Below are 23,909 nucleotides of genomic sequence, written 5' to 3' on the forward strand. Positions count from 1 at the left end.
AACGGCCGCCCGGAGGAACCGGGCGGCCGTTCCGCGTGCCTGACGGGCAGGGCCTACGGCGACCAGGGGCTGAAGCCCGGTGGCCGGTCGTCGCCACCGCCTCCCCCGTCGTCGCCGCCTCCGCCCCCGGAGCCGGTACCGCCGTTGTCGGCACCGCCGTCGGTGCCGCCGGTGTCACCGCCGCCTCCGGAGTCGGCGCCCGGCTCGGGCGGCGGGGCGGGCGGCTCGCTGGACGGCGGGGGCTCGGAGACCGGCGGGTCGCTCGGGGAGCCGCCCGGGTCCGGTTCGCCGGGCGGCGGGCTCGACTCCTCGTCCTCCGGGGGCTTCTGGGAGGGCGTGGGCGGCGGGGGCGGCGGGGTGTAGGTGTCCTCGGCGACCTGGAGGTCGAACGAGGCGTCGGAGCCGCCGCCGAGCGCGTCCAGCGTGTAGTCGGCCCAGATACGGGCGGGGAACCCGCCACCGTTGGCGCGGCCGGAGTTGGCCGTCCCGGTGAGGGTGACCTGACCGCCGCCCTCCTTGGTCGACTCGCCGAACAGGGCGACCACGGTGGTCAGTTCGGGCGTGTAGCCGGCGAACCACGCCGACTTGTTGTCCTCCGAGGTACCGGTCTTGGCCGCCGCCTCGTACGCGTCCGTACTGGCCTCGTGCGCCGTACCGTTCTTCACCACGCCGGTGAGCGCCGAGGTCACGGTGTCGGCGGTCTCGCGGCTGACCGCCTGCTTCCCGATCCGCTCGGGCAGGTCGACCGTACGGTCCTTGTGCCGGGCGGACTTCAGGATCGACGGCGTGACCTTCTCGCCGTGGTTGTCGAGCGTCGCGTACACGCCCGCCATGTCCCAGGTGGACGCCTCCATCGTGCCGAGCGTGATCGCGGGCCGCTCGGGGAAGTTCTTGTCCCGCATGCCCAGGTCCAGCGCGGTCTTCTTCACCTTCGCCGGGCCGACGTCCACGACCAGCTGCGCGAAGACCGAGTTGACCGAGTTGTTGGCCGCCTGCTGGACGGTGATGTCGCCGTAGTCCCGGTCGTCCTCGTTCTGCGGCTTGAAGGGCGTGTCGCTGCCGACGACCGGCCGCCTGCTCGTCCCGTCGTAGATCGTCCGGAGCCCGATCGGGTCGCCGTCCTGGGTCTTCGACCCGTTCTCCAGCGCGGAGGCGAGCACGACCGGCTTGAAGGTGGAGGCGGGCTGGTAGTCGGTGCGCGTCGCGTTGTTGATCCAGTGCTCGGTGGCGCCGACCCCGCCGTAGAGCGCGACGACCGCGCCGGTCTTGGGGTTCACCGAGGTGGCGCCCGCCTGCACGGTCGCGTCGACCTTGTTCTTCTCGCGGTTCAGCTTGGACTCCAGCTGCTTGTCGACGGCCTCGACCAGTTCCTTCTGGTGCTTCCTGTCGACGCTGAGCGTGATCGTCCAGCCGCCGGCGTCGATGGCGGCCTTGTCGACGCCCTGCCGCTCCAGCTCGCTGTTGGCGGCCTCGACGAGATACCCGGCCTGGCCCTCGGCGCCCGGCGCGGGCTTGGGCTTCCCCGGTACCGGGAACTTCATCCCGGTGCGCTCCGAGGCGGCCAGCCAGCTCTGCCCGACCATGTTGTCCAGGACGTAGTTCCAGCGCGCGGTGACGAGCCGCTTGCCGGTCGGCGTGGCCTGCGCCCAGTCGTACTGGTTGGGGGCCTGGAGGAGCGCCGCGAGATACGCGCCCTGCGCGACGTTCAGCTTCGCGGCGTCGACGCCGTAGTACGCCTGGGCCGCCGCCTGGATGCCGTACGCGCCCCGCCCGTAGTAGCTGGTGTTCAGATAGCCGGCGAGGATCTCGTTCTTGTCCATCCGCTGGTCGACCTTGAGCGAGATCACCAGTTCCTTGAGCTTGCGGGTGACCGTCTGGTCCTGGCTCAGGTAGTAGTTCTTCACGTACTGCTGCGTGATGGTCGAGCCGCCCTGCTTGCCCTTGCCCGAGACGGTGTTCATCAGGCCGCGGGCGGTGCCCTTGAAGTCGACGCCGGAGTCCCGGTAGAAGGTCTTGTTCTCGGCGGCGACGAAGGCCCGCTGGACGTCCCTGGGGACCTTCTCCAGGCCGACGATCTCGCGGTTGATCTCGCCGGTCCGCGCCAGGACCGTGCCGTCGGCGTACTTGTAGACGTTGCTCTGCATCTCGGCCTGCGCGTTGGCCGTCGGCACCGGGACCAGGAAATAGATCACCACGAACGCGCCCATGCCGAGCAGGCACAGCCCCAGGAACGTACCGAGCAGCTTCTTCAGCGTGAAGAAGCCGCGTATGCCCCCGGTCTGCCTCTTCGCCCGGCGCGCTCCACGCCGCCGGGCCCCTCGCGCTTCCGCTCGGCCCATCGCTCCGCCGCTCCGCTCTCCGGTCTGGGGTTCGTCCCGCCGGACCGCGTCCATGTGTCTCAGTTGCCGGATTCACCGGAATCACCGGAATCAGCTCAGAAAGCTAACACCGTCCCCTGTGACAAACAGCCCCGATCTGGTCGTATCCGACGTGACAATCAGCACCTGTCTCACCGGAACCGACTCATGAGAGGGGCGGAGGGTTGCGAAACGCGTTAATGTGTAATCACAATGATAGCGGCGCCGAGTGGCGCCGCCGTACGACGAACGGGGACCCCTCATGTCCAGGACCAGCACTCCACTCGTGGACGACCTGCCCGAGATGCCGCCGCCGCGGGTCCGGGAGTTCCAGGCCCGCAGCATCGGCGGCGGTCTCGCGCTGCTGCTCGGACTCGTCGGCCTGATCGGCGGGGTCGCCCTCGTCGTGACCGGCGCGACCCTCGGCTCGACCGCCGCGAAGGTGGCGCTGATCGTGCTGGGCGTGCTGCTCGCGATCGCCGCGACCTTCGCCATGTGCGGGCTGAACATGGTGGCGCCGGGCGAGGCCCGCGTCGTCCAGCTCTTCGGCCGCTACCGGGGCACGATCCGGACCGACGGGCTGCGCTGGGTGAACCCGCTCACCTCGCGCGCCAAGATCTCGACCCGGGTACGGAACCACGAGACCGCCGTCCTCAAGGTCAACGACGCCTACGGCAACCCGATCGAACTGGCCGCCGTCGTCGTCTGGCGGGTCGAGGACACCGCGCAGGCGCTGTTCGAGGTGGACGACTTCCTGGAGTTCGTCTCCACCCAGACCGAGGCCGCCGTCCGGCACATCGCCATCGAGTACCCGTACGACGCCCACGACGAGGACGGGCTCTCCCTGCGCGGCAACGCCGAGGAGATCACCGAGAAGCTCGCCGTCGAACTGCACGCCCGGGTCGAGGCGGCCGGTGTGCACATCATCGAGTCACGCTTCACCCACCTCGCGTACGCTCCGGAGATCGCCTCGGCGATGCTCCAGCGCCAGCAGGCGGGCGCGGTCGTGGCGGCCCGCCGGCTGATCGTGGACGGCGCCGTCGGCATGGTCGAGGCGGCACTGACCCGGCTCACCGAGCAGGACATCGTCGAACTGGACTCCGAGCGGAAGGCGGCGATGGTCAGCAACCTGCTGGTCGTACTCTGCGGCGACCGGGCGGCCCAGCCGGTCGTGAACACGGGCACCCTCTACCAGTGACGGAACGGAAGCAGGTCCTCCTGCGCCTGGACCCGGCGGTGTACGACGCCCTGGCACGCTGGGCGTCCGACGAACTGCGCAGCGCCAACGCGCAGATCGAGTTCCTGCTCCGCCGGGCCCTGGCGGAGGCGGGCCGGCTCCCGGGCGACGCGCGGCCGATCCCGCGCCGGGGCCGCCCGCCGAAGGCGGCGCGGCCGGCGGACGCCCCGGAGCGGGCCGATCCCGGGAACGGTCCCGGCACCGGTGTCCGCGACACCCCCGGCACACCTGACACAACCCACGGACCCCGGCCGGACCGACCCGAGCCGACCTGAACCGATCCGGCCCGGCCGACACCCCCTCAAGGAGAGATTCCGATGTCACTCGACGCACTGAAGGCCGCACTGCCCGAGTACGCGCGGGACCTGCGCCGCAATCTCGACGCGGTGACCGAACAGGACGGGCTCTCCGAACAGCGGCTCTGGGGCACGCTCCTGGCCTGCGCGATCGCCGCCCGCTCCGCACGCGTGCTGCGCGAGGTCGCGCCCGAGGCCGGGGCCCGCCTCTCCGCCGACGCGTTCACGGCGGCGAAGTCGGCCGCCGCCCTGATGGCGGTGAGCAACGTGTTCCACCGGACCCGGCATCTGCTCTCGGACCCCGCGTACGGCGAACTCCGCACGGGTCTGCGGATGACGGCCCGCGCCCATCCCGACGTCCCGAAGGCCGACGTCGAGTTCTGGTCGTTCGCGGTGTCTGCGGTCAACGCCTGCGGTCTCTGCCTCGACGCGCACGAACGGGTGCTCAGCGGACTGGGGGTGGAGCGCGCGACCGTCCAGGAAGCCATCAAGATCGCGGCCGTGATCGAGGCCGTGGGGACGACGCTCGACGCCGAGGCCGTGATGAACGGTTCCGGCGGCGCCTGAGACCACCACCGCCGACGGCGGGGCCGCGCTCACCGTGCGTTCTTCAGCCGCTCCATCAGCGCCAGCATGTCCTCGACCAGCACGGGTTCCAGCCTGCCGAAATGCAGCAGCGCCTGCTGGTCGAGGTCGAGACCACTGCCCGCCCCGTTCCCGTCGTCGCCCTTGCCGTCCTCGTCGTCGTCATACGTGACGACCTGGCCCACGGTGAGCGAGAACACCGCCTGTCCGTCGAGGACCCACAGCACGGGGATGTCGTCACCGGGCCGGCCCACCAGATACGCGCGCTCCCCCACCCCGTTGACGAGCTTCAGGGTCTGCTCCCCCGCCCCCTGGTCGGCCGGGTGGATCAGGGACGCGTCGAACTGCGGTCCCGGATCGGTCTTCTTGTGCAGGGAGTACGTGATCTCGGCGTACGCCCCCACGCTCGGCCCCCGGTGGCCCTTCGGCTCCCAGGGCCGCTGCGGCACCAGGTTGACCGTGCAGACGGCCTGGTCGAGCGTGACGTCCTCGTCCGTCGCCGCGAAGGGGTCCCGCTTCGCGCCGATGCGGGAGGTCAGCGCCGGGAGTTCGGCGTCGACACACAGATTGCGGCTGACCCCGTATCCCTGGAAATCCGGTCCCGCCCGGTTGTACGCCCACAGGCCGCCCGCCCACCCGGCGGACGCGAGCAGCACCCCGGCCAGCCCCCACACCCAGGGGCTGCGGCGCAGGGACACCCCTCCGACCAGGGAACTCCCCTCGAAGTCCACCGTCTCGGGCTCGTGGTCGAGTCCCTGGCCGAGTACCGGACCGGGCCCGTGGCCGTCGCCCCGTCTCGGAGCCGGGACCGCTGCCGGGAGCTCGCCCTCCAGTTCCGGTTCGGAGATCATTCCTTGCCGCTTCGGGGTTCGGCGGGCGGTATGCCGGAGCCGGAGGTGTCCTGGCCGGCGTCGGACACGTCGGGCGCCTCCGGAGCGGGCGGGACCGGCGGCGCCGGGGGTGCGGCGGGCGGGCTCGGCGCCGGGATCGGCGCGGCAGGCGCGGGCGCGGGGACGGGCGCCGTCGTACCGTGCGGCACCGGCCCGTCCCGCCGCGTCAGGTCCTGGCTGTACGCGCGCAGATAACCGACCACGGTGTTGGTGACGGCGACCAGCGGCACCGCCACCACCGCCCCGCCGATCCCGGCGACCAGGCCGCCGGTCGCCACCGCCAGCACCACGGCCAGCGGATGCACCCGCACCGCGCGGCCGAGGATGAACGGCTGGAGGATGTGGCCCTCGATCTGCTGCACGGCCAGGACGACGACCAGCACCATCAGCGCCGTGAACACGCCCTCGGTGACCAGCGCGACGACCACGGCGAGCGCGCCCGAGATCACCGCGCCGACCAGCGGGATGAACGCGCCGAGGAAGATGAAGACGGCGAGCGGCACCGCCAGCGGCACATCGAGGAAGTAGATCCCGAGGCCGATGAAGACCGCGTCGATCAGCGCCACGATCAACGTGCCGCGTACGTACGCCGTCAGGGTGCGCCAGGCGCGCGGCCCCGCCCCGGCGAGTCCCGGACGGGCGGCGGCGGGCGCCAGCTTGAGCGACCACTCCCAGATCCGCCGGCCGTCGTAGAGCAGGAAGAGGGTGGAGAAGACCGCGAGCAGGACGCCGGTCAGCAACTCGACCACCACGGTGACACCTTGGATACCGGCGGAGGTGATCTCCTCGGTGTTGGTGCCGACCGCGTCGCTGAGGCTCTTCGCGAGATCGTTGATCTGCTGCTCGGTGACATGGAACGGGCCGTTGAGCAGCCAGCGTTTGAGTTCGTCGATGCCGTCGGTGACGCGGGCGGAGAGGACGTCGATGTTCTCCACGACCTGCCAGACCACGAACCAGCCGATGAGGCCCATGACGACGAAGCCGGCGACGGCCGTCAGTGCGGTGGCCAGTCCGCGCGGCAGTCCCCACGACCGCAGCCGGGCGACGGTGGGCTGGAGGAGCGCGGTGACGAGGAGCGCGCCGACGAAGGCCAGCACCACGAGTTCGACGGCGCTGATGATCTTCATCAGCACCCAGATCATGGCGGCCAGTACGAGCAGCCGCCAGGCGGCCTCGGCGGCGACCCGCATGCCCCAGGGAATGGCGGCGGTCGGCTCCGGTTTGGCCGCGACGGTGGGCGCGTAGTCCGGCGGGGCCGGCACGCTGTCCCGTACGGCACCGCCCACCGGCGCGTCGTCCGCCGTGGCCTCGGCCCGGCGCTCCCCCAACCTCTCGCCGAGCTGTGTCAGTTCGGCTCCGACCCGGCCCAGCCACCCCGGCAGTTTCGACATACTGATCCTTCTTCCCCGGAGTCGTGCATCTGACCGTACACGCGTGAAGCCCCTCACCGTAGGACGGAGAGGGGCTTCCCGGGGTTGAGCGGAGCAGCGTGGCGAACCGGGCCGGTCAGGTCCGGGGCCGGCCTAGTACCAGTTGTTGGCCTGCCAGAACTCCCAGGCACCGCACGGGCTCTGGTAGCGGTTGTCCATGTAGCTCAGGCCCCACTTGATCTGGGTGGCCGGGTTGGTGCGCCAGTCGGAGCCCGCGGACGACATCTTGGAGGCGGGCAGCGCCTGCATGAGTCCGTACGCCCCCGAGGAGGGGTTCTCGGCCTGGTAGTTCCAGGTGGACTCGTGGTTCACGATATTGCTGAAGCACTGGAACTGGTCGGCGGGGACCATCTGCCGGGCCATCGCCTGTACGTCGGCGACGGAGTACGAGCTCTGCACCGCGAACGAGGCCGACTCGCGCGTCTCCGAGCGGCTGGCGCGCTCCTCGGCCAGCTTCGCGTCGCGCTCCTTCTCCGCCTTGTCCTCGGCGGCTTCCTTCTTCGCCTTGGCGTCCTTGGCGGCCTGAATACGAGCCGATTCCTCGGCGGACTTCTTCGCCGCGGCGTCGGCGGCGCTGGCCTGCACGTCGGCCTGCTGCGTCAGAGACGCGGTCTGGACCTGGGCGTGCTGACCCGCGGGGATGTCTGCGAGGAGTGTCGTGTCAGCTGCGATCGCCTCGAAATTGTCGTCCGAGGTCTGGGGGGTGCCCGAAGCCACACCCACGACTGCGCCGACGGTGGTGACCGCTGTAGCTGATGCCACGGCGAATCCCCGGACCGAGATCCGGCTCACACGGTTTTCCTTCCAGCAGCGTCCGCGTACGTGACCTCGCGGATGCAATCGTGCCCCTGACACTGGTCTCCGTACCGCATGTCACGGGAGACACGGACCCGTCGGCAACTCCCTTGACGGGAGTAGCCGGATGAAGCACGGGCGGCATACGACGTCGACTGTGGAGTTGTGGTGGTGCGGCATCCCTGAATGATGCGTGGGGTGTCGTATGCGGGGCCTGACGGAAGCAAGACTCTGCCGGACGCCGACGCCGCAAGGCAATTCTTCGTTGCGTGGGATAGCTCACACCCCGTTTGCCACATCAGTTTCACGGAAATGGCGGCGCGGCACGGCGCCGCCCGGCTAGGCTCCTTGGGCCTCTCCGGGCGGCGCCAACCACCGCATTCAGGGGGAGAACTAACCTTCCTCCAGCATTTCGGTCACGAGCGCGGCGATCGGCGAGCGCTCGGAGCGGTTGAGGGTGACATGCGCGAACAGCGGATGCCCCTTGAGTTTCTCGACCACGGCGACCACTCCGTCGTACCGGCCCACCCGCAGGTTGTCGCGCTGCGCCACGTCGTGGGTCAGCACCACACGGGAGTTGGCCCCGATCCTGGACAGCACGGTCAGCAGGACGTTCCGCTCCAGTGACTGGGCCTCGTCCACGATGACGAACGCGTCGTGCAGCGACCGTCCCCGGATGTGCGTCAGCGGCAGCACTTCGAGCATGCCGCGCCCCAGCACCTCCTCGATGACCTCACGGCCGGCGACGGCCGACAGGGTGTCGAAGACCGCCTGCGCCCACGGGCTCATCTTCTCGGCCTCGGTGCCCGGCAGATAGCCCAGCTCCTGCCCGCCGACCGCGTACAGCGGCCGGAAGACCATCACCTTCTTGTGCTGGCGTCGCTCCAGCACCGCCTCCAGTCCCGCACACAGCGCCAGTGCCGACTTGCCGGTGCCCGCCCGGCCGCCCATCGAGATGATGCCGATCTCCGGGTCGAGGAGCAGGTCGAGCGCGATGCGCTGCTCGGCGCTGCGGCCGTGGATGCCGAAGGCCTCCCGGTCGCCCCGCACCAGCCGGACATTGCCCTCGGGCGTGATCCGGCCGAGGGCCTTGCCCCGGTCGGACTGGAGGACGAGCCCGGTGTGCACCGGCAGGTCGCTCAGCTCCGGCACGTACAGCGTCTCCTCGGAGAAGAGGAGATCGACCTGTTCGGCCGAGAGCGCCATCTCGCTCATTCCGGTCCAGCCGGAATCGGTGATGGCGAGCTCGGCGCGGTACTCCTCGGCGAGGAGACCGACCGACGACGCCTTGATGCGCAGCGGCAGGTCCTTGGAGACGACGGTGACGTCGTACCCCTCGGCCTGGAGATTGCGCGCCACCGCGAGGATCCGCGAGTCGTTGTCCCCCAGTCGGAAGCCGGCGGGAAGGACACCGGGATCGGAGTGGTTGAGCTCGACGCGCAGCGATCCGCCCAGGTCGCCCAGCGGAATGGGGGCGTCGAGGCGGCCGTACCGGACGCGGAAGTCGTCGAGCAGGCGCAGGGCCTGCCGGGCGAAGTATCCGAGCTCCGGATGGTGCCTCTTGGCCTCCAGCTCCGTGATCACCACGATCGGCAGCACGACTTCGTGCTCGTCGAAGCGAAGCATGGCGTTGGGATCGGCCAGCAGGACGCTGGTGTCGAGAACATAGGTGCGCCTGTCGGGCATGCGGCGCTTTGTGCTTGTCACCACGGAAGGACATACCCCCTCGGACGAGGTCGGGATGCGACGGCGTCACGGGCTGTGGTCGCCCGCCTGGCGGCGGACGGCGGACCGGACTCGGGCCCAAGTGCGCGGGCCGAGGACCGGCCCTCCACGGCGCCCGTACGCGTCACCGTACGTTCGACCTGGTGCAAAGGGCCTCCCGGGCGGACGGCTGGGCCGACCGCTGAGATTCGACGCCCGCCGTCATCGCTGACGGTTCTGCTCGGACGTCGACCTGGAGGAGATATTCCCTCGAACGCCCGCCGCCATGCCACGGCATATGACGGACAGCGGGTGAACCTCGGACGACGGGGCGGCCCGCCGGGCGCGGACACCGCCCGGGAGGGGTCGCCGGGCGGATTCCGGGGAGGGGTATCGGAGGGCTTGGGGGGCGGGGGCTCAGGCGCCGTAGCGCCGGTGGCGCGCCGCGTAGTCGCGCAGCGCCCGCAGGAAGTCGACCTTGCGGAAAGCCGGCCAGAAGACTTCGCAGAAGTAGTACTCCGAATGGGCGCTCTGCCAGAGCATGAAGCCCGAGAGCCGCGTCTCGCCGCTCGTCCTGATCACCAGGTCGGGGTCGGGCTGGCCGCGGGTGTAGAGGTGGGAGGCGATGAGGTCGGTGTCGACGATCTCGGCCAGCTCCTCGAAGGAGGTGCCCTTGCTCGCGTGGTCCAGGAGCATGGAGCGGACGGCGTCGGCGATCTCCTGCCGGCCGCCGTAGCCGACGGCGACGTTGACCAGTATCCCGGTGTTGCCGTCCGTGGCCTGCTCGGCCTCCTTCAGGACGGTCTGCGTACGGTCGGGGAGCAGGTCCATCGTGCCGACGTGGTGGACGCGCCAGCGGCCGTCGGCGGCGAGGTCGCGCACGGCGTTCTCGATGATGCCGAGGAGCGGGATCAGTTCCTCGTCGGGGCGCTCGAAGTTGTCCGTGGACAGCAGCCACAGGGTGACCACCTCGACGTCCGTCTCGTCGCACCAGCCGAGAAGCTCCTGGATCTTGCTGGCGCCCGCCTTGTGGCCCTGTTCCGTCGTACCGCCGGATGCCTTGGCCCAGCGGCGGTTCCCGTCGAGGACGACACCGATGTGCTTGGGCAGCACCTGGGTGTGGTCGAGGCGCCTTTCCACCCGGCGTGCGTAAAGCCTGTACACCAGGTCGCGCAAGTTCACTGAGTCCACCTCTCGATGTCTGAACGGGGACCGCCCGCCGGGCGGACCGCGGGGCCACCCGTTCGTCACAGGAAGGGCCGTCCGCGGGAAAAGGAGAAGAGGGGACAGCCATCGGCACCCGGAGCCGTCACATTACTGCGCCGACGGCGAGACGGCCCAACCCGGTCTGTCACAAGTCCGTGATAGGGAAGGACGCGTGACTCAATTCCCCTCGTACCCCGCCGCCGGCGACCGGTACGACTCCATGGAGTACCGGCGCAGCGGACGCAGCGGTCTCAAGCTGCCCGCGCTCTCCCTCGGCCTCTGGCACAACTTCGGCGACGACCGGAGTCTCGACACGCAGCGCGCGATCCTGCGCCGCGCCTTCGACCTCGGTGTCACCCACTTCGACCTGGCGAACAACTACGGCCCGCCGCCCGGGTCCGCCGAGCTGAACTTCGGCAAGCTCTTCGCGCAGGACTTCGCGCCCTACCGGGACGAGTTGATCGTCTCGACCAAGGCGGGGTACGAGATGCACCCGGGTCCGTACGGCGAGTGGGGTTCCCGCAAGTACCTGCTGTCGTCGCTGGACGCCTCGCTGACGCGCATGGGCCTCGACCATGTCGACATCTTCTACTCGCACCGCTTCGACCCGGACACGCCTCTTGAGGAGACGATGGGCGCGCTGGCGTCGGCGGTGCGGCAGGGCAAGGCGCTGTACGTGGGTGTGTCGTCGTACAACGCGGAGCAGACCGCCGAGGCGGCCCGGCTGTTGAGGGAGATGGGCGTTCCGGCGCTCATCCACCAGCCGTCGTACTCGATGATCAACCGCTGGATCGAGGACGACGGGCTGCTCGACGCGCTGGAGTCGGCCGGGATGGGCTGTATCTCCTTCGTACCGCTGGCGCAGGGGCTGCTGACGAACAAGTACCTCCACGGCATTCCGGAGGGGTCCCGGGCCACCCAGGGCAAGTCCCTGGACCCGGATCTGCTGTCGGACGAGGTGGTGCGGCGGCTGAACGGGCTGAACGAGATCGCGGGGCGGCGCGGGCAGTCGCTGGCGCAGCTGGCGATCAGCTGGGTGCTGCGCGACAAGCGGATGACGTCGGCGCTGATCGGCGCGTCAAGCGTGAAGCAGCTGGACGAGAATGTCGCGGCGCTGTCCGGGGCGCCGCTGTCGGCCGAGGAGCTGACGGAGATCGACACGTTCGCGGTGGACACCGAGGGCACCAACATCTGGGCCGGACGGGGCTGATCACGGTCCTGGCGGGGCTGGTCGCACGGTTCTCGGGCCCGGCCGGGAAAGCTGTCCGGTGACGACGTGGGCCGGGGAGCGGGACGGGAACAGAAAACGGGCCGGTCCGTGGGGGGGGATACGGACCGGCCCGAGGGGGGGTTTCCACCATAACCCTTCGTAAGTGGTGCTGCGTGCCACACACGCCCGTCGTTACGCTCCGGAGTTTCCTGATTGCCGCGCCCGCGAGGGAAAGTCGCTGGACAGCGGGTTGGCGGCGCCCTCCGGCCCGTTTGAGTGGCGAGAAGTCGCCACTCAATGGGGGCGTCGGCGAGTCCCGTGCTGGGCGCCGGCGTGACGCCCCCGGCGATCCGGGGGCGCGCGGCGGCGTTCAGCGCGGTCTGACCGCCTCTACGAGGAAGCGGGTCGTGGTGGCGGTGAACGGGCCCTCGGTCGCGATGCGGCGGTGCAGGGCGGCGAGCCGGTCCCGGTACCGGTCGACGGTGAAGCCGGGCACCATCCAGATCACCTTCCGCAGGAAGTACACGACGGCGCCGATGTCGTGGAACTCGGTGCGCAGCGAAGCGGTCCGCAGGTCCACGACATCGAGCCCGGCCGCCTCGGCCGCCTTCCTCGCCCGTTCGGGGTCGCGCGCGCCACGGGCGCCGGCCGGCTGCGGCCCGAGGAACCACTCGACCAGTTCGAAGACGCTCGCCGGGCCGACCTCCTGGGAGAAGTAGGTGCCGCCGGGCCGCAGCACCCGGGCGACCTCGGTCCACCGCACGCGCACCGGGTGGCGGCTGACGACCAGGTCGAACGCGGCGTCGGCGAAGGGCAGCGGTGCGTCGTGGGCCGCCACGACGGCCGCGCCGCGCGGGCGCAGGAGCGCGGCGGCGCGGGCGACGTTCGGCGGCCAGGACTCGGTGGCCACGGTGAGCGGGGGCAACACCGGTACGGAGGCGAGGACTTCACCGCCCCCGGTCTGGAGGTCGAGGGCGGCGCCAGCCCGGCCCATCCGCGCGGCCAGCGACCGCGCGTACCCCCACGGGGCCGCTCCTCGGTGGCCCGCCCGTCCAGCCAGGAGAAGTCCCAGCCGTCGACGGGGACGGCGTCGGCCTCGGCGACCAGCGCGTCGAAGGAATCGGGGCGGGGACGGGGCGCGGTGGACATGGGGGGATCGTCGCAGGGGCTCCGGACGGGCCGCGAACGTTTTTCCGGAGCCGGGGTCCCTCGCGCGGGTTCCGTCGCGCGATGCGCCCCTGGAAGTCAGGCCGCGAGCGCGCCGAGCAGGACGCCCAGCAGCGCCCCGGCGATCATGAACGGGCCGAACGGGATCGCGGACTTGCGGTTCGCCCGGCGCAGGGCCATCAGCCCGAGTCCGTACAGCGACCCGAACAGGAAACCGGCGAACGCCCCCACGAACAGCACCAGCCAGCCGTACCAGCCGAGGATCACACCGAGCGAGAGCGCGAGCTTGACGTCGCCGAAGCCCATGCCGTTCGGGTTGATCAGGAAGAGGACGAAGTAGCAGCCGCCGAGGGCGAGTCCGCCCAGGAGCGCGGTCGGCCAGGAGCCGCCGTGGGCCGGCAGGAGCGCGGCGAGGCCGAGGAGTACGGCGGCGGCCCCCGCGAGCGGCAGGGTCAACTGGTCCGGCAGGCGGTGCACGTTGCGGTCCACGAGGGCGAGCAGTCCGGCGACGGGGGTGAGGAGCAGCCAGACGGCGAGTTCGGGGCGGGGCCCGGTGGCGGCGGCGAGCAGCCCGCAGACGAGGGCGGTGACCAGGACGGCGGGGAGCGAGGGGACGTAGCGCGCGCCGCGCAGGACGGGCCGGGGCTCGTCGGACGGGGTGCCGGACTCGTCGGTGGTGGGGAGCGCCGCCGAACCGGACTCCGTGCGCCCGGGAGGCGCGCCGGCCGCCGGTCCCGCCTGCGCGCCCGGCTCCGGCGCCGTGACCAGGCCGCCGGCTGCCGCGCAGGTCGCGCAACCGGCCCTGCCGAGCCAGCCGTTGGCGGGCCCGGTGATCGGGTGCCCGGCCTCGCAGCTGTCGCGGTACGGCTGGTCCGGCTCCACGGAGAGCCGGTAGGCGGCGCGCGGCAGGAGCAGCCCGGCGCCCGCGCCCCAGAGGGCGGCGACAACGATCAGCGTGGCGTACACAGGTCGACCTTAAGGGGCGTCGCGGGGCGGGTCATGGGTCCAGGGGCCCACTGCCCGGCACCGCGAAGGGAGCCCGGACGGTGGGGTCGTAGGGTCTACCGCCATGGGTACTTGGCGGAACGGCAAGGGCAGACTGACGGTCGAGGGCCGGGGCGAGCCGGTGGAGCTGGAGATCGCGGCCTCGTACGGCACCCGGCGGCGCGGCCTGCTCGGGCGGACCGGGCTCGACGGCGCTCTGCTGATCACGCCGTGCAACAGCGTGCACACCTTCCGGATGCGCTTCACGATCGATGTGGCCTATCTGGACAAGGAGTTGAGGGTCGTCCACGTGCACACCGTCAAACCGGGCCGGATGCCCCTGCCCCGCCTGCGGGCCCGGCACGTACTGGAGGCGGAGGCCGGGGCGATGGAGCGCTGGGGTGTCCGTCCGGGCGTCCGCCTGACCGTGTCCACGACGCCCGAGGACGTGTCCGGGCGGTAGGGCCTGTCCGTGCGGACGGGGCCGTGACCGGCGGTCGGGTGACGTGGGTGCGTGCGGCCGACGAGCCCGCAGCGGCACCTCCTGCGCCCTGCGGGGGCACAGGAGACATCGTGCGTGCCGGGAAGCGCCGCCCCGGCACGATCCCGGACGAGAGGCTATTCATCTCGGCCGTGTCCGGCGGATCTTCGCGCGCCCGGAACGTCCGGCACGGCACGTCGCGGCGTGTTCGGAGTGGCCCGGGTACGCCCCGTACGAGCACGGGGCGTCAGACGCTTCCCCGCCGTGCCGTTGATGCCGGTGTCCGCCGGGCACACCAAGGGCGACATACCGACCGCCCCGAAGCGCGAGCAGGGGCGCCGTCCGGGGATCTCGTACACGTACGGCCGTCCGCTCGGCCCGCACCCCGGGCTGCTCGCCGTCCTGGAGCGACGGCCTCCGCCTCGCGGTGCCCCGCACCGGCCGCCCCGGGGCCGATCCACGATCCTCCGCCGGACAGGATCTCGCCCACGCGGCGGGTCGTCGGCGCGGCCGAGCCCGGTCGGCGCGCGAGGGGTGCCGGGCCTGAAGCGATACGCCCGGTGCTCCGGCCTGCCCGATCTTCCCGATCAAAGCCACCCGCCCGGTGGAAGCCACCCGCCCGGCCCGACGCGACCGACCCGTTCGGCCGGCTGACCGTCGGACGCGGTCCGGCCGGCCCGACGCCGCCCGCCCGTCCGCGCACAAAGAGAAGGCCCGCCGGCATCGGGGCACGATGCCGGCGGGCCTTCCCTGTGGGGGCTGGCGGTGGCTTGCTCACTCGCCGCTGAGGATGCCGTCCACGGTCTCCGTCAGACCGTTGGCGATGGTCTCGTCCACACCGGTGCCGACGATGGCGGCGATGATCAGGGCGACCAGGACGATGACGCCGACGTACTCGACCGCGCCCTGGCCCTTGTCGCTGCGGCGCTTCATCGCGGTGACGGCCGTGTTGGCCCAGGAGCCGACGTAGAGCTTGGCGTTGGTGGCGGCCTTCAGCGTGACGTTCGACATGGCGTCCCCTTGTGTGTCGGCCGGCCGAACCGGCCGACGCTCATCAGTTCTTGGGTGCCGCCGGCGGTTCCGGCTTCCTCCTGGCCGGAGCCGCTGGCGACATGGAAGAACTTACGGCGCCCCGCCCTCCCGGGCATGGGCCCGCAGGCCCAATCCCGGGCCCAACCGGACGATTGGGCCCGGGAGGGAACGACCACCGGCCGGCCGGCCGGCCGGCGCACATACGGTCGGCCCGGACCGAAGTCCGGGCCGACCGTATGTGCGGGGGTCTGCCGACCCGGTGGGCTCAGTTCTGCGCCGCGTCCGCCGCGCCGCGCGGGAAGGAGACCTCCACGCGGCGGTTCTTCTTGCGTCCCTCTTCGTTGCCGTTGTCCGCGATCGGGAACTGCTCGCCGTAACCGCGGATCTCGTACTGGATGCCCGCGGAGGCGAGTTCCTTCTCCAGGACCCCGTGCACGGCCTCGGCCCGCTGCTTGGAGAGCACGTCGCCGTGGGCGGACGAACCGAGGTTGTCCGTGAAGCCGAAGACGCGGACCTTCGTGGCGCCCTCCTTCTCGATCTCCGCGGCGATGGCGGCGATCCGGGAGTTCGCGGCGCTGGAGAGCTTCGCGCTGTCCTTCCCGAAGAGGACCTCGGCCTGGAGCGCGAACTTCACCGTCTCGCTGGTGTCCTCGCGACGCTCCTCACCGCCCTCGGACTCGACCACCGAGATGATCGGAAGCACCCGCGCCGGGGCGAGGGTCGCGCCGTCGCGGAGCTTGAGCCCGGGGGAGGTGCCGTTGACCTCGGGCGGCGGTGAGGTCGACTCGGTCCCCGGCGGGGTGCTCGGCGACTCGTCGGCCGACGCGCTCGTGGCCAGGGTGAACTGCACGCTGGTGAACAGGACGGCCGCGGCGACGGCGACCGCCGCGGGCCGGGCGACTGCCCGGCGCGTGCGCGCGGTCACGGCCATCACGAGATCTCAATCGTCGCGGCGGGCATCGTCGGCATCAGGAGATCGACCTGGGACGTGCTGTCGGGCGGCGCCGGGAACTGGGCGAAGACCGTGAAGCTCTCCTCGGCCTTGAAGGTGGAGATGCCCGTCGTGGTGAGCGGATGCCCCTCGGTGTCCCGCAGCACGAAGTAGCGCTTCTTCTCCTGCTTGTCCACCAGCGTCATGCCCGCGAGGGACCTGCCGGTGCGCCGTACCTGGTTCTCGTCGCCGTTCCAGGAGATCGGCACGGTGACGCGCTGCGAGGTGGTGTTCTTGAGTGTTCCGGTCACGGTCAGGAAGCCGGCCTCGTCGCGCACGGCGGTGTGCACGACCAGCTGGATGCCTTCGTCGCCGTTGATGGTGGCGAGGGTCTGGCTGGTGTCCGGCACCGTGGTACCGCCGTCGTCGTCCTTCGACTTGTCCTCGCCGGGCGCGGCGGACGACGTGGCGGCGTCGTCCTTGCCGCCCCCGTCGCCACTGCCGCACGCCGTCAGGGACACGGTCAGCGCCACAGCCGCGAGGGCACACCCCGTCGCCCTGCGTGCCTTCGTTCCATGCCGCATATTCATCAGTGTTGATCCTTTGCGTTCACTCGCGGTCAGTCCTCGGCCAGTCGGACGGAGAACAGGACAGACATGTCCGGCAGCACCAGATTCGTGGGGTTCAGGTCCAGGAGCCCGCCGTCGCACCGGATTTCACCGGGCAGCGAGGGCTCGTCAGCGCCCTCCTCGGGCTCCTCGCCCTCCTCCGGCTCCTCTTCCTCCGGCGCCCGCTCGAACGTGCACCGCGGGACGACGACCGCCGTGGCGGTGGCCTCGGCCTTCTCGTCCGCCGTGTCGGCCAGGATGTTGTCGCCCATCGGTTCCTGGGTCTCGACCCCGACGGTGACGCCCCAGCGGAAACCGTCCGCCGGCCGGCATTCGCCCGGCTTCACGGTCACGTCGTTCTTGTCGGCGAGCTGCTCGGCGGCCGGGCAGCCGACGAAGGGGCCGACCAGATCGCCGTTGAAGACGTTCTCGAGGAAGTCCGGGTCGAAGAAGTTCGCCAGGAACTCGTCCCCGAACGCGTCGCGGGACTCCTGGGCCGCCGCGAGGGCCGCCGCGTCCGCCCCGGACTGGGCGCCGTTGCGCGCCGCACCGGCCTGGCCCACGGCGAAGAACGCGAGCGCGAGAAAGAGCAGGCCCGCCACCATCGTGACGTAGAGGGGGGCGGCCTGCCCTGACTCGCGGATGCCTCGTCGGGTCACTCTCCCCCGCCCAGGATCTCTCCGACCTTCTCCGTCAGTCCGTTGGCGATCGACTCGTCGACGCCCGAGCCCACGATCGCGGCGATGATCAGTGCCACCAGGACGATGACGCCGACGTACTCGACCGCGCCCTGTCCCCGGTCGCCGCGGCGCTTCATCGCCGTGACGGCCGTGTTCGCCCAGGTCCGCACGGACAGAAGAGTGGTGGTGGCCGTCTTCGGCGTGACGCTCGACATGTGAGTCCCCTTGTGTGTCGGCCGGCCGTCCACCGGCCGGCTCGTACGAGTCGTTGCCGTCGTTCGCGGTTCCGGCTTCCTCCCGACCGGACCCGCCGACAACAGGAGAACCGTACGACGGTGCGACACCCGACACCATGGGCCACGGGGCCCAACTCCGGTACCAGCGCCCGGATCCGGGCCTGTCCGTCCGCTCAGCCACGGCCGCCCGCCCCTCCGCGCGCACCGTGCCAGAAGGCGATGGCCTCGCCCCGGCTGCCCGCGTTCAGTTTGGCGAAGATGCGGTTGATGTGGTTCTTGACAGTCTTCTGGCTGATGAAGCAGGCGGCGGCGATCTGCTGATTGGTCATGCCCGACGCGATCAGATCCATGATCTCCACCTCCCGCTGGCTCAGTTCCGAGTAGAGGCCCTCCGGTGACCCGGTCGCCCCGGCCGTGCCCGGCATCCCCGGCACCGCCTGTCCCTGAGGAGAATGTGCCATATCCGCTTGCGAAAGCGAAGACCTTTGAGCAAATTGTTGCGGCTTCAACTCCCGATCTCCGGGTGTTACTTGCCTGTTTGTCGGAGAAACATACGGGGGATGGCCAGGAGCCGCATGTGCGTTCGCAGACGAATGACCCGGCTGCACGGGCTGGTAACCGGCACCCGTGAACGCCGTACCGAGCCCCTCGGGCAGCGCCCCGGCCCCCGGGTCGGCGCCACCGCCGCCCCGCACGCTCGCCAGCAGCGCGCTGGAGGCCGAGTGCGTGAAGTGGGCCCGGCCCTGCTTGATGTCCCGTACGGCGGCGACCAGTTGGTCGGCCGTGAACTCACCGTGCACGAGATAGCCTCCCGCGCCCAGCCGCAGCGCCTCGTGGACGATCTCGCTCTCCCGGCTGTACGTCATCATCAGTACGGGCGCGAGCCGCACCAGGTGCGGCAGGGCGGAGATCCCGTCGACACCCGGCATACGCACGTCCAGCAGGACGACGTCCGGCCGGTGCTGGACCGTCTGTTCATATGCCTGGCGGCCGTCGACCGCCTCCCCGACGACCTCGATGTCGTCGCGGCCGGACAGCAGGACGGTCAGTCCCGCCCGTACCACCGGGTTGTCGTCGGCGACCACCACGCGCAGCGCGGGGGCGGCGGGCATCGGGCCCGGCAGGGCGGGGAATCCTCCGGATGCCGTCGGCGGTGCGGACGTGGGGATTCCGGCGGTCTGCTCCGAGCTGAGCGGTGTGGCGTGCGACGACGAGTGCTGCGACACGTGCGACTGCTGGGTCCAGTGCTGCCCGGAACTCCTTGAGACGTCGTCCGGCATGGCTGCGGCCTCCTCTCCATGGATGGGAACGGTGGGTGGGCTGGTGGTCCCGGACCGGTACGGAGCGGTGATCCGGGTCGGGCGAGCGGGGATCACGTGAGCAGAGGTTCGGGTTGCTGCTGATGGTGCGGATGGTGTCCGGTGCGGGACAGGCCGAGGGCGTGCAGCGAGATCTCCAGCCGTACCTCGGTGCCCTGCGCCGCCCGGCCCCGGCCGATGCGGATCCGGGCGCCGATCGATGCCGCGCGCTCCACCATGCCGACGAGACCGAAGTGGCCCGCCCGCCGGAGGTCTTCGAGCGAGGTGCCCTGGGGCAGCCCCTTGCCGTCGTCGTACACGCTGATGCGCAGGACGTCGCGCACGACGCCCGCCGACACCTCGACGTACGACGGCTGCGCGTGCCGCATCGCGTTCTCCATCGCCTCGGTGGCGATGGTCAGGGCGTGCCGGGCGACGGCGTGCGGAATGGGCGGCACGGCCGTCTCGCCGAGCGGCCGGAAGGACGCCGGGAGGTCGTGGCGCCGGGTGAAGTCCTCGGTGCGCGCCCGGAGTTCGTCCACGACGTCCACGCCGCCGTCCAGGCCGGACTCCCGGCGCAGGTCGGAGAGGAGTTCGCGGGACTCGGCGGCGGCCCGGCGGGCGGAGCGCGCGACGAGTTCCGCCTGGTGCTTGACGGTGAGCGGGTCCATGCGGTCGGCGGTGCTGGCGAGACCGTCGGCGGCCATCGCGAGCCCGTGCAGCGTCTTGGCGACCGAGTCGTGCATCTCGCGGGCGAGCCGGGCCCGTTCCTCCTCGACCGCGCCGGTGACGGCGAGCCGGGCGCGCGCCTCGGTGAGCGCCTGGCTGGCGGTGCCGAAGCCCATCATGAGGTTGCGCAGGGTGGTGCCCACGGCGCCCGCGATGACGCACAGGCCGGGCAGCAGCAGGGCGCTGAAGCCGACCTCGACGTCCGTGTTGACGGCGTACGCGCCGGCCACCAGCAGGGCCTGGAGGAGGGCGAACAGGACGGCACCGCGCCAGCCGTAGACGAGCCCCGCCAGCAGGGGCGTGCAGATGGTGACGTACGCGACGGTCGAGTCCGGCGACGCGGTGACGAGGAGGAGCGCGCCGACCACGGTGTCGGCGGCGAGGAGCAGCGGATGCCTCAGCAGGATCGGCCCGAACCGCTCCCAGTCGCGGAACAGCAGGTACGACACCATGAACGTGACCACCACCGCGGAGGCGACGAGCCAGGTGCCGATCCCCGCCGCGGTGCGTTGCAGCGCGAAGGGGGAGGCGAGCGCGATCATCGCCAGGCGGAAGCCGAAGACCTGACGGCACAGCGCCTGGAGGGCGTTGATCTGGATCGGCAGCGAGGGCACGTTGCGGCGTGTGGCGGTGGTCTGCCCGAGTGGTTCGCTGCTGATGCCGCCCGTGAGTACGGCCAGTGCCGGGGTCATGAGGACTCACCTCCCGCTCGGTTGTCGCTGGACTGCGTTCGGTCGGGCATCGGCCCGGTCAGCCGAGGATGTTCGCGAAGTCGACGCCGGAGCCGTAGTAGAAGCTCAGCACGATGAGGATCATGGTGGCCGGGAGCATGACCATCGTGACGACGAGCGTGGTCTTCGGAACGGCCTTGGCCGCGTTGCGGCGGGCGTTCTGCGCGTCGGTGCGGCGCATGTCGTTCGCGATCTGGATGAGGGTGTCGACGATCGGCGCGCCGAGTTCCTCGCCCTGCTGGAGCGCGGTGACGAACATCGAGACCTGGTCGGAGTCGTTGCGCCGGCGCAGATGGTCGAAGGCCTCCCGGCGGCTGACGCCCATGTCCATCTGGCGCAGGGTGATGCGCAGTTCGTCCGCCCAGGGGCCGCTGTAGCGCTCCGCGACCCGCTCCAGGGCCTGCCGGAAGCCGAGTCCGGCGGAGACGACGACGGCGAGGACGTCCAGGAAGTCGGGCAGGGTGCGTTCGATGTCGTCCCGGCGTTTGCTGATCGCGACGCGGATGATGACGTCGGTCCAGAAGAACCCGTAGATCAGGGCGAAGATCCCGAGGGGCACCTGGCCGCGGATGATCAGGGCGAAGCAGGCGAAGCCGCCGAGGAAGCCGTAGACGGCGCGGCGCGCGGCGTAGCGGTCGACGGTCATACCGCCGGGGTTGCCCGCCATGTCGAGGCGGCGGCGAATCGCGTCGACGCGCTTGGGTCCCATCATCCGCAGGACGGACGGGGCGTAGCGCATGCCCATGCGGTCGATGCCGGAACCGACGGCGGTGGTACGGGTGGCGCCGACCTCCAGGGCGATCGCGAGGTCGCTGGGGAGTTTGGCGTCGGCCCGGTAGAGGCGGACTCCGTGGAAGGCGCCGTACACGGCGAGTCCCACGACGGCGGCGAGAATCAGTCCCATTGTCGTGTTCCCCCTCTCAGACCTGGATCCGGGACATCCGCCGGATGGCGATGTATCCGACGGCGTACAGCGCGAACGCGAGGATGGTGCCGACCTGTCCGGCGGTGGCGCCGGTCATCTTGTCGAGCGCGCCGGGTGTCATGTTGTTGATGAGCAGCAGGAAGCCGAGGCCGATCGCGGGGACCGCGAGGGCGGTGACCTGGATCTGCGAGAGCACCGTCTTGACCTCGCGCCGGGTCTCCTTGCGCTCCTCCAGGGTCTCGGTGAGGTTGCGCAGCGAGGTGACGACCTGGCCGCCGGCCCGGCTGGAGAGCACGAGGGTGGTGACGAGGACGACGAGTTCGCGGGAGGGCAGGCGCTGGGCGAGTTCGTCGAGGGCGTCGTCCAGGGACTGGCCGACGGCCAGCTGGTCGGCGACCTTGCGCAGTTCCTCGCCGGCCGGGTTGTCGAGTTCCTCGGACGCCATGACCAGGGCCGTACGCATCGCGAGACCGGCCTGGGTGGCGTTGGCGAGCACGCGCGTCAGCTCGGGGAGCTGGTTGATGAACGCCTCGGTGCGCTTGACGCGCTGCCAGTTGAGGAACGCGTTGCCGCCCCAGAGGCCCGCCAGCGCGGCCAGCACGCCGAAGAACGAGGCGAAGACGGCGCCGATGAGGAAGTAGAGCCCGAGCAGTCCGGCCGCCATGTAGACCAGGTACTCGCCCGGGGTCAGGTCGAGGCCGGTGACGGTGATCTTGCGCTCGACGCGCTTGCCGAAGCCGGTGGCGCGCAGGCGCCGGTCGAAGGCTCCGAAGCGGCGCTGCCGGCCGCTCGTCGTGATCTGCCCCGTCTGGGACATCCGGTCGACGAGCGCCTCGCGCTGGGCCTTGCCCGACGAGTAGACGTGCACGCCGATGACGCCGAGCACACACGTGAGCAGTGTGACGCCGATCGTCAGAAGCGGAAGATTATCCATGTCGTGCGGGGACCTTCTCGGTGGGCGGCGGGCAGGGACGGTGGTCGGGGGCGGCGGCGTTCCCGGGGGCCGGCGCGGCGGTCACGTGGGTCTCGGGGTACGCGGGGTTCGCGGCGGTCATCAGGCGACCGCCGTACGCAGCGCGAGGTCGTCCTCGGACTGCGCGACGCCGAAGGCGGGCGGGATGGGTTCGCCCCGCATGTAGAGGCGCTCCGCGATCCTGCGGGGCAGCGGGTAGTACTCGAAGTGGCCCTTGACCTGGCCCTCGGTGGACATGGGCTGGGCCAGGAAGCGGCAGACCGAGACGATCCGGTACTCCTCGCGGCCGTGCGAGTCGACGATGGCGATCTCGGTGAGTCGCCGGGAGCCGTCGGCGTGCCGGGTGAGCTGCACGATGACGTCGACGGCGCTGTTGATCTGGTCCTTGATCGCCTCGAAGGGGATCTCGACCTCGGACATGGAGGCCAGGGTCTGGAGTCGCATCAGCGCGTCCTCGGCGCTGTTGGCGTGGACGGTCGCGAGCGAGCCGTCGTGACCGGTGGACATGGCCTGGAGCATGTCGAGGGTCTCACCGCCGCGGACCTCACCGACGATGATGCGGTCGGGCCGCATACGCAGGGAGTTGCGGACCAGGTCGCGAATGGTGACCTGGCCCTTGCCCTCGACGTTGGCGGGGCGGGTCTCCAGGGTGATCACGTGCGGCTGCTGGAGCTGGAGTTCGGCGGAGTCCTCGATGGTGACGATGCGCTCGCCGGACGGGACGAGGCCGGAGAGCGCGTTGAGGAGGGTCGTCTTGCCGGTACCGGTGGCGCCGGAGACGATCACGTTGAACTTGGCGCGGACGAGTCCGGACAGCAGCACCATCATCTGCTCGTCGAGCGAGCCGAGTCCGATCAGCTCCTGGAGGGTGAACGCGCGCGGGAAGCGCCGGATCGTGAGGATGGGACCGCTGAGGGACAGCGGCGGGATGATGACGTTGACACGCTCACCGGACGGCAGTCGCGCGTCGACCATCGGATTGGCCTCGTCCACCCGGCGGTTGACCGTGGAGACGATGCGCTCGATGGTCTGCATCAGCTGTTCGTTGGAGGCGAACCGCATCGGCAGCAGCTCCAGCCGGCCGCTGCGCTCCACGAAGACCTGCTCGGGTCCGTTGACCATGATCTCGCTGATGGAGGCGTCTTCGAGCAGGGGTTCCAGGATGCCGAGGCCGAGAGCCTCGTCCACGACGCGGCGGATCAGCTGGGAACGCTCGCCGGTGGAGAGCACGGGGCCCTCGCGGCTGATGATGTGGCCGAGGACCCGCTCCAGCCTGGCCCGGCGCTCGGCCGCGGCCAGCGCGGACATCTCCGCGAGGTCGATCTCCTCGAGGAGCTTGGCCCGGTAGACACCGACGAGGAGGCTTTCCTCGCTGCGTCCGGTGGGCTCGGGGCTGCTGATGCGCGCCCTCAGGCTCATGTCCT

Annotated in this window: 22 protein-coding genes and 2 pseudogenes; 6 read left to right on the forward strand and 18 right to left on the reverse strand. The window is 70.9% G+C overall.

The features are described 5' to 3' along the window. Positions 1-53: 53 nt before the first annotated feature. Complete coding sequence (locus OG875_RS09855) at positions 54-2,339, reverse strand: transglycosylase domain-containing protein (protein WP_330173847.1); 2,286 nt, start codon at positions 2,337-2,339, stop codon at positions 54-56. Positions 2,340-2,619: 280 nt separating this feature from the next. Between OG875_RS09855 and OG875_RS09860 the strand changes: the two genes are divergently transcribed. Genes OG875_RS09860 through OG875_RS09870 form a run of 3 tightly spaced genes read left to right on the forward strand, consistent with a single transcriptional unit; the run spans position 2,620 to position 4,457 of the window. Continuing rightward, positions 2,620-3,555 carry an SPFH domain-containing protein gene (locus OG875_RS09860; protein WP_330173848.1) on the forward strand — a complete coding sequence of 312 codons (936 nt, stop codon included), beginning with the start codon at positions 2,620-2,622 and terminating at the stop codon, positions 3,553-3,555. Continuing rightward, positions 3,501-3,869, forward strand: a complete 369-nt coding sequence (locus tag OG875_RS09865) for a hypothetical protein (RefSeq protein ID WP_330177681.1) — start codon at positions 3,501-3,503, stop codon at positions 3,867-3,869. Before OG875_RS09860 ends, OG875_RS09865 begins: the two co-directional genes overlap by 55 nt. Before the next feature lie 42 nt (positions 3,870-3,911). Further along, on the forward strand, positions 3,912-4,457 hold the full coding sequence (locus OG875_RS09870) for a carboxymuconolactone decarboxylase family protein (RefSeq protein WP_330173849.1): 546 nt from the start codon (positions 3,912-3,914) through the stop codon (positions 4,455-4,457). 29 nt (positions 4,458-4,486) lie between these two features. On the opposite strand, the gene OG875_RS09875 is transcribed toward OG875_RS09870, so the two are convergent. From OG875_RS09875 to OG875_RS09895, 5 genes are all read right to left on the reverse strand, one after another. Continuing rightward, entirely contained in the window at positions 4,487-5,326 is an 840-nt protein-coding gene (locus tag OG875_RS09875; RefSeq protein ID WP_330173850.1) for a hypothetical protein, read from the reverse strand. Next, the gene (locus tag OG875_RS09880; protein WP_330173851.1) at positions 5,323-6,756 is read right to left on the reverse strand and encodes an AI-2E family transporter; all 1,434 of its coding nucleotides are present in this window, start codon (positions 6,754-6,756) and stop codon (positions 5,323-5,325) included. The genes OG875_RS09875 and OG875_RS09880 overlap by 4 nt, the downstream gene beginning before the upstream one ends. A 132-nt stretch (positions 6,757-6,888) precedes the next feature. Beyond that, complete coding sequence (locus OG875_RS09885) at positions 6,889-7,587, reverse strand: transglycosylase SLT domain-containing protein (protein WP_330173852.1); 699 nt, start codon at positions 7,585-7,587, stop codon at positions 6,889-6,891. 396 nt (positions 7,588-7,983) lie between these two features. Continuing rightward, positions 7,984-9,300 (reverse strand): PhoH family protein, encoded by a 1,317-nt coding sequence (locus tag OG875_RS09890; RefSeq protein WP_330173853.1) that lies wholly within the window; start codon positions 9,298-9,300, stop codon positions 7,984-7,986. A 411-nt stretch (positions 9,301-9,711) separates the two neighbouring features. After that, the gene (locus tag OG875_RS09895) at positions 9,712-10,476 is read right to left on the reverse strand and encodes an isoprenyl transferase (RefSeq protein ID WP_330173854.1); all 765 of its coding nucleotides are present in this window, start codon (positions 10,474-10,476) and stop codon (positions 9,712-9,714) included. Positions 10,477-10,672: 196 nt separating this feature from the next. On the opposite strand from OG875_RS09895, the gene mgrA reads away from it, so the two are divergent. Continuing rightward, positions 10,673-11,710 carry an L-glyceraldehyde 3-phosphate reductase gene (gene mgrA, locus OG875_RS09900; protein WP_330173855.1) on the forward strand — a complete coding sequence of 346 codons (1,038 nt, stop codon included), beginning with the start codon at positions 10,673-10,675 and terminating at the stop codon, positions 11,708-11,710. 370 nt (positions 11,711-12,080) lie between these two features. Here mgrA and OG875_RS09905 read toward each other — a convergent pair. Together OG875_RS09905 and OG875_RS09910 are read right to left on the reverse strand one after the other, a co-directional pair. Further along, positions 12,081-12,859 (reverse strand): annotated as a pseudogene (locus OG875_RS09905) (class I SAM-dependent methyltransferase). A 96-nt stretch (positions 12,860-12,955) separates the two neighbouring features. After that, positions 12,956-13,843 carry a prepilin peptidase gene (locus OG875_RS09910; protein WP_330173856.1) on the reverse strand — a complete coding sequence of 296 codons (888 nt, stop codon included), beginning with the start codon at positions 13,841-13,843 and terminating at the stop codon, positions 12,956-12,958. A gap of 103 nt (positions 13,844-13,946) precedes the next feature. Here OG875_RS09910 and OG875_RS09915 point away from each other — a divergent pair, with 103 nt between their 5' ends. Both OG875_RS09915 and OG875_RS09920 read left to right on the forward strand, forming a co-directional pair. Beyond that, entirely contained in the window at positions 13,947-14,324 is a 378-nt protein-coding gene (locus OG875_RS09915; RefSeq protein WP_330173857.1) for a DUF192 domain-containing protein, read from the forward strand. Between the two features lie 258 nt (positions 14,325-14,582). Then, positions 14,583-14,760: pseudogene (locus OG875_RS09920) on the forward strand (CbiX/SirB N-terminal domain-containing protein); the annotation flags it as partial. 356 nt (positions 14,761-15,116) lie between these two features. On the opposite strand, the gene OG875_RS09925 reads toward OG875_RS09920, so the two are convergent. The 10 genes from OG875_RS09925 to OG875_RS09970 all read right to left on the reverse strand — a co-directional run bounded on the left by OG875_RS09925 (position 15,117) and on the right by OG875_RS09970 (position 23,904). Next, entirely contained in the window at positions 15,117-15,353 is a 237-nt protein-coding gene (locus tag OG875_RS09925; RefSeq protein WP_330173858.1) for a hypothetical protein, read from the reverse strand. A 286-nt stretch (positions 15,354-15,639) separates the two neighbouring features. Beyond that, entirely contained in the window at positions 15,640-16,305 is a 666-nt protein-coding gene (locus tag OG875_RS09930; protein WP_330173859.1) for an OmpA family protein, read from the reverse strand. After that, positions 16,305-16,838, reverse strand: coding sequence for a hypothetical protein (locus OG875_RS09935; RefSeq protein WP_330173860.1), 534 nt, complete (start codon positions 16,836-16,838; stop codon positions 16,305-16,307). Before OG875_RS09935 ends, OG875_RS09930 begins: the two co-directional genes overlap by 1 nt. 86 nt (positions 16,839-16,924) lie before the next feature. Continuing rightward, positions 16,925-17,572 (reverse strand): pilus assembly protein TadG-related protein, encoded by a 648-nt coding sequence (locus tag OG875_RS09940; protein WP_330173861.1) that lies wholly within the window; start codon positions 17,570-17,572, stop codon positions 16,925-16,927. Beyond that, positions 17,569-17,808: a hypothetical protein gene (locus OG875_RS09945; RefSeq protein ID WP_330173862.1), complete on the reverse strand. Its 240-nt coding sequence runs from the start codon at positions 17,806-17,808 to the stop codon at positions 17,569-17,571. The genes OG875_RS09940 and OG875_RS09945 overlap by 4 nt, the downstream gene beginning before the upstream one ends. A 194-nt stretch (positions 17,809-18,002) precedes the next feature. Next, positions 18,003-19,109, reverse strand: a complete 1,107-nt coding sequence (locus OG875_RS09950; protein WP_330173863.1) for a response regulator transcription factor — start codon at positions 19,107-19,109, stop codon at positions 18,003-18,005. Between the two features lie 92 nt (positions 19,110-19,201). Further along, complete coding sequence (locus tag OG875_RS09955; protein WP_330173864.1) at positions 19,202-20,548, reverse strand: sensor histidine kinase; 1,347 nt, start codon at positions 20,546-20,548, stop codon at positions 19,202-19,204. A gap of 58 nt (positions 20,549-20,606) precedes the next feature. Then, positions 20,607-21,491: a DUF5936 domain-containing protein gene (locus OG875_RS09960; RefSeq protein ID WP_330173865.1), complete on the reverse strand. Its 885-nt coding sequence runs from the start codon at positions 21,489-21,491 to the stop codon at positions 20,607-20,609. A 16-nt stretch (positions 21,492-21,507) separates the two neighbouring features. Continuing rightward, positions 21,508-22,446, reverse strand: a complete 939-nt coding sequence (locus OG875_RS09965) for a type II secretion system F family protein (protein ID WP_330173866.1) — start codon at positions 22,444-22,446, stop codon at positions 21,508-21,510. A gap of 120 nt (positions 22,447-22,566) precedes the next feature. Continuing rightward, positions 22,567-23,904, reverse strand: a complete 1,338-nt coding sequence (locus OG875_RS09970; protein WP_330173867.1) for a CpaF family protein — start codon at positions 23,902-23,904, stop codon at positions 22,567-22,569. Positions 23,905-23,909 lie beyond the last annotated feature (5 nt).

The sequence above is a fragment of the Streptomyces sp. NBC_01498 genome (genome assembly GCF_036327775.1).
GTDB lineage: Bacteria > Actinomycetota > Actinomycetes > Streptomycetales > Streptomycetaceae > Streptomyces.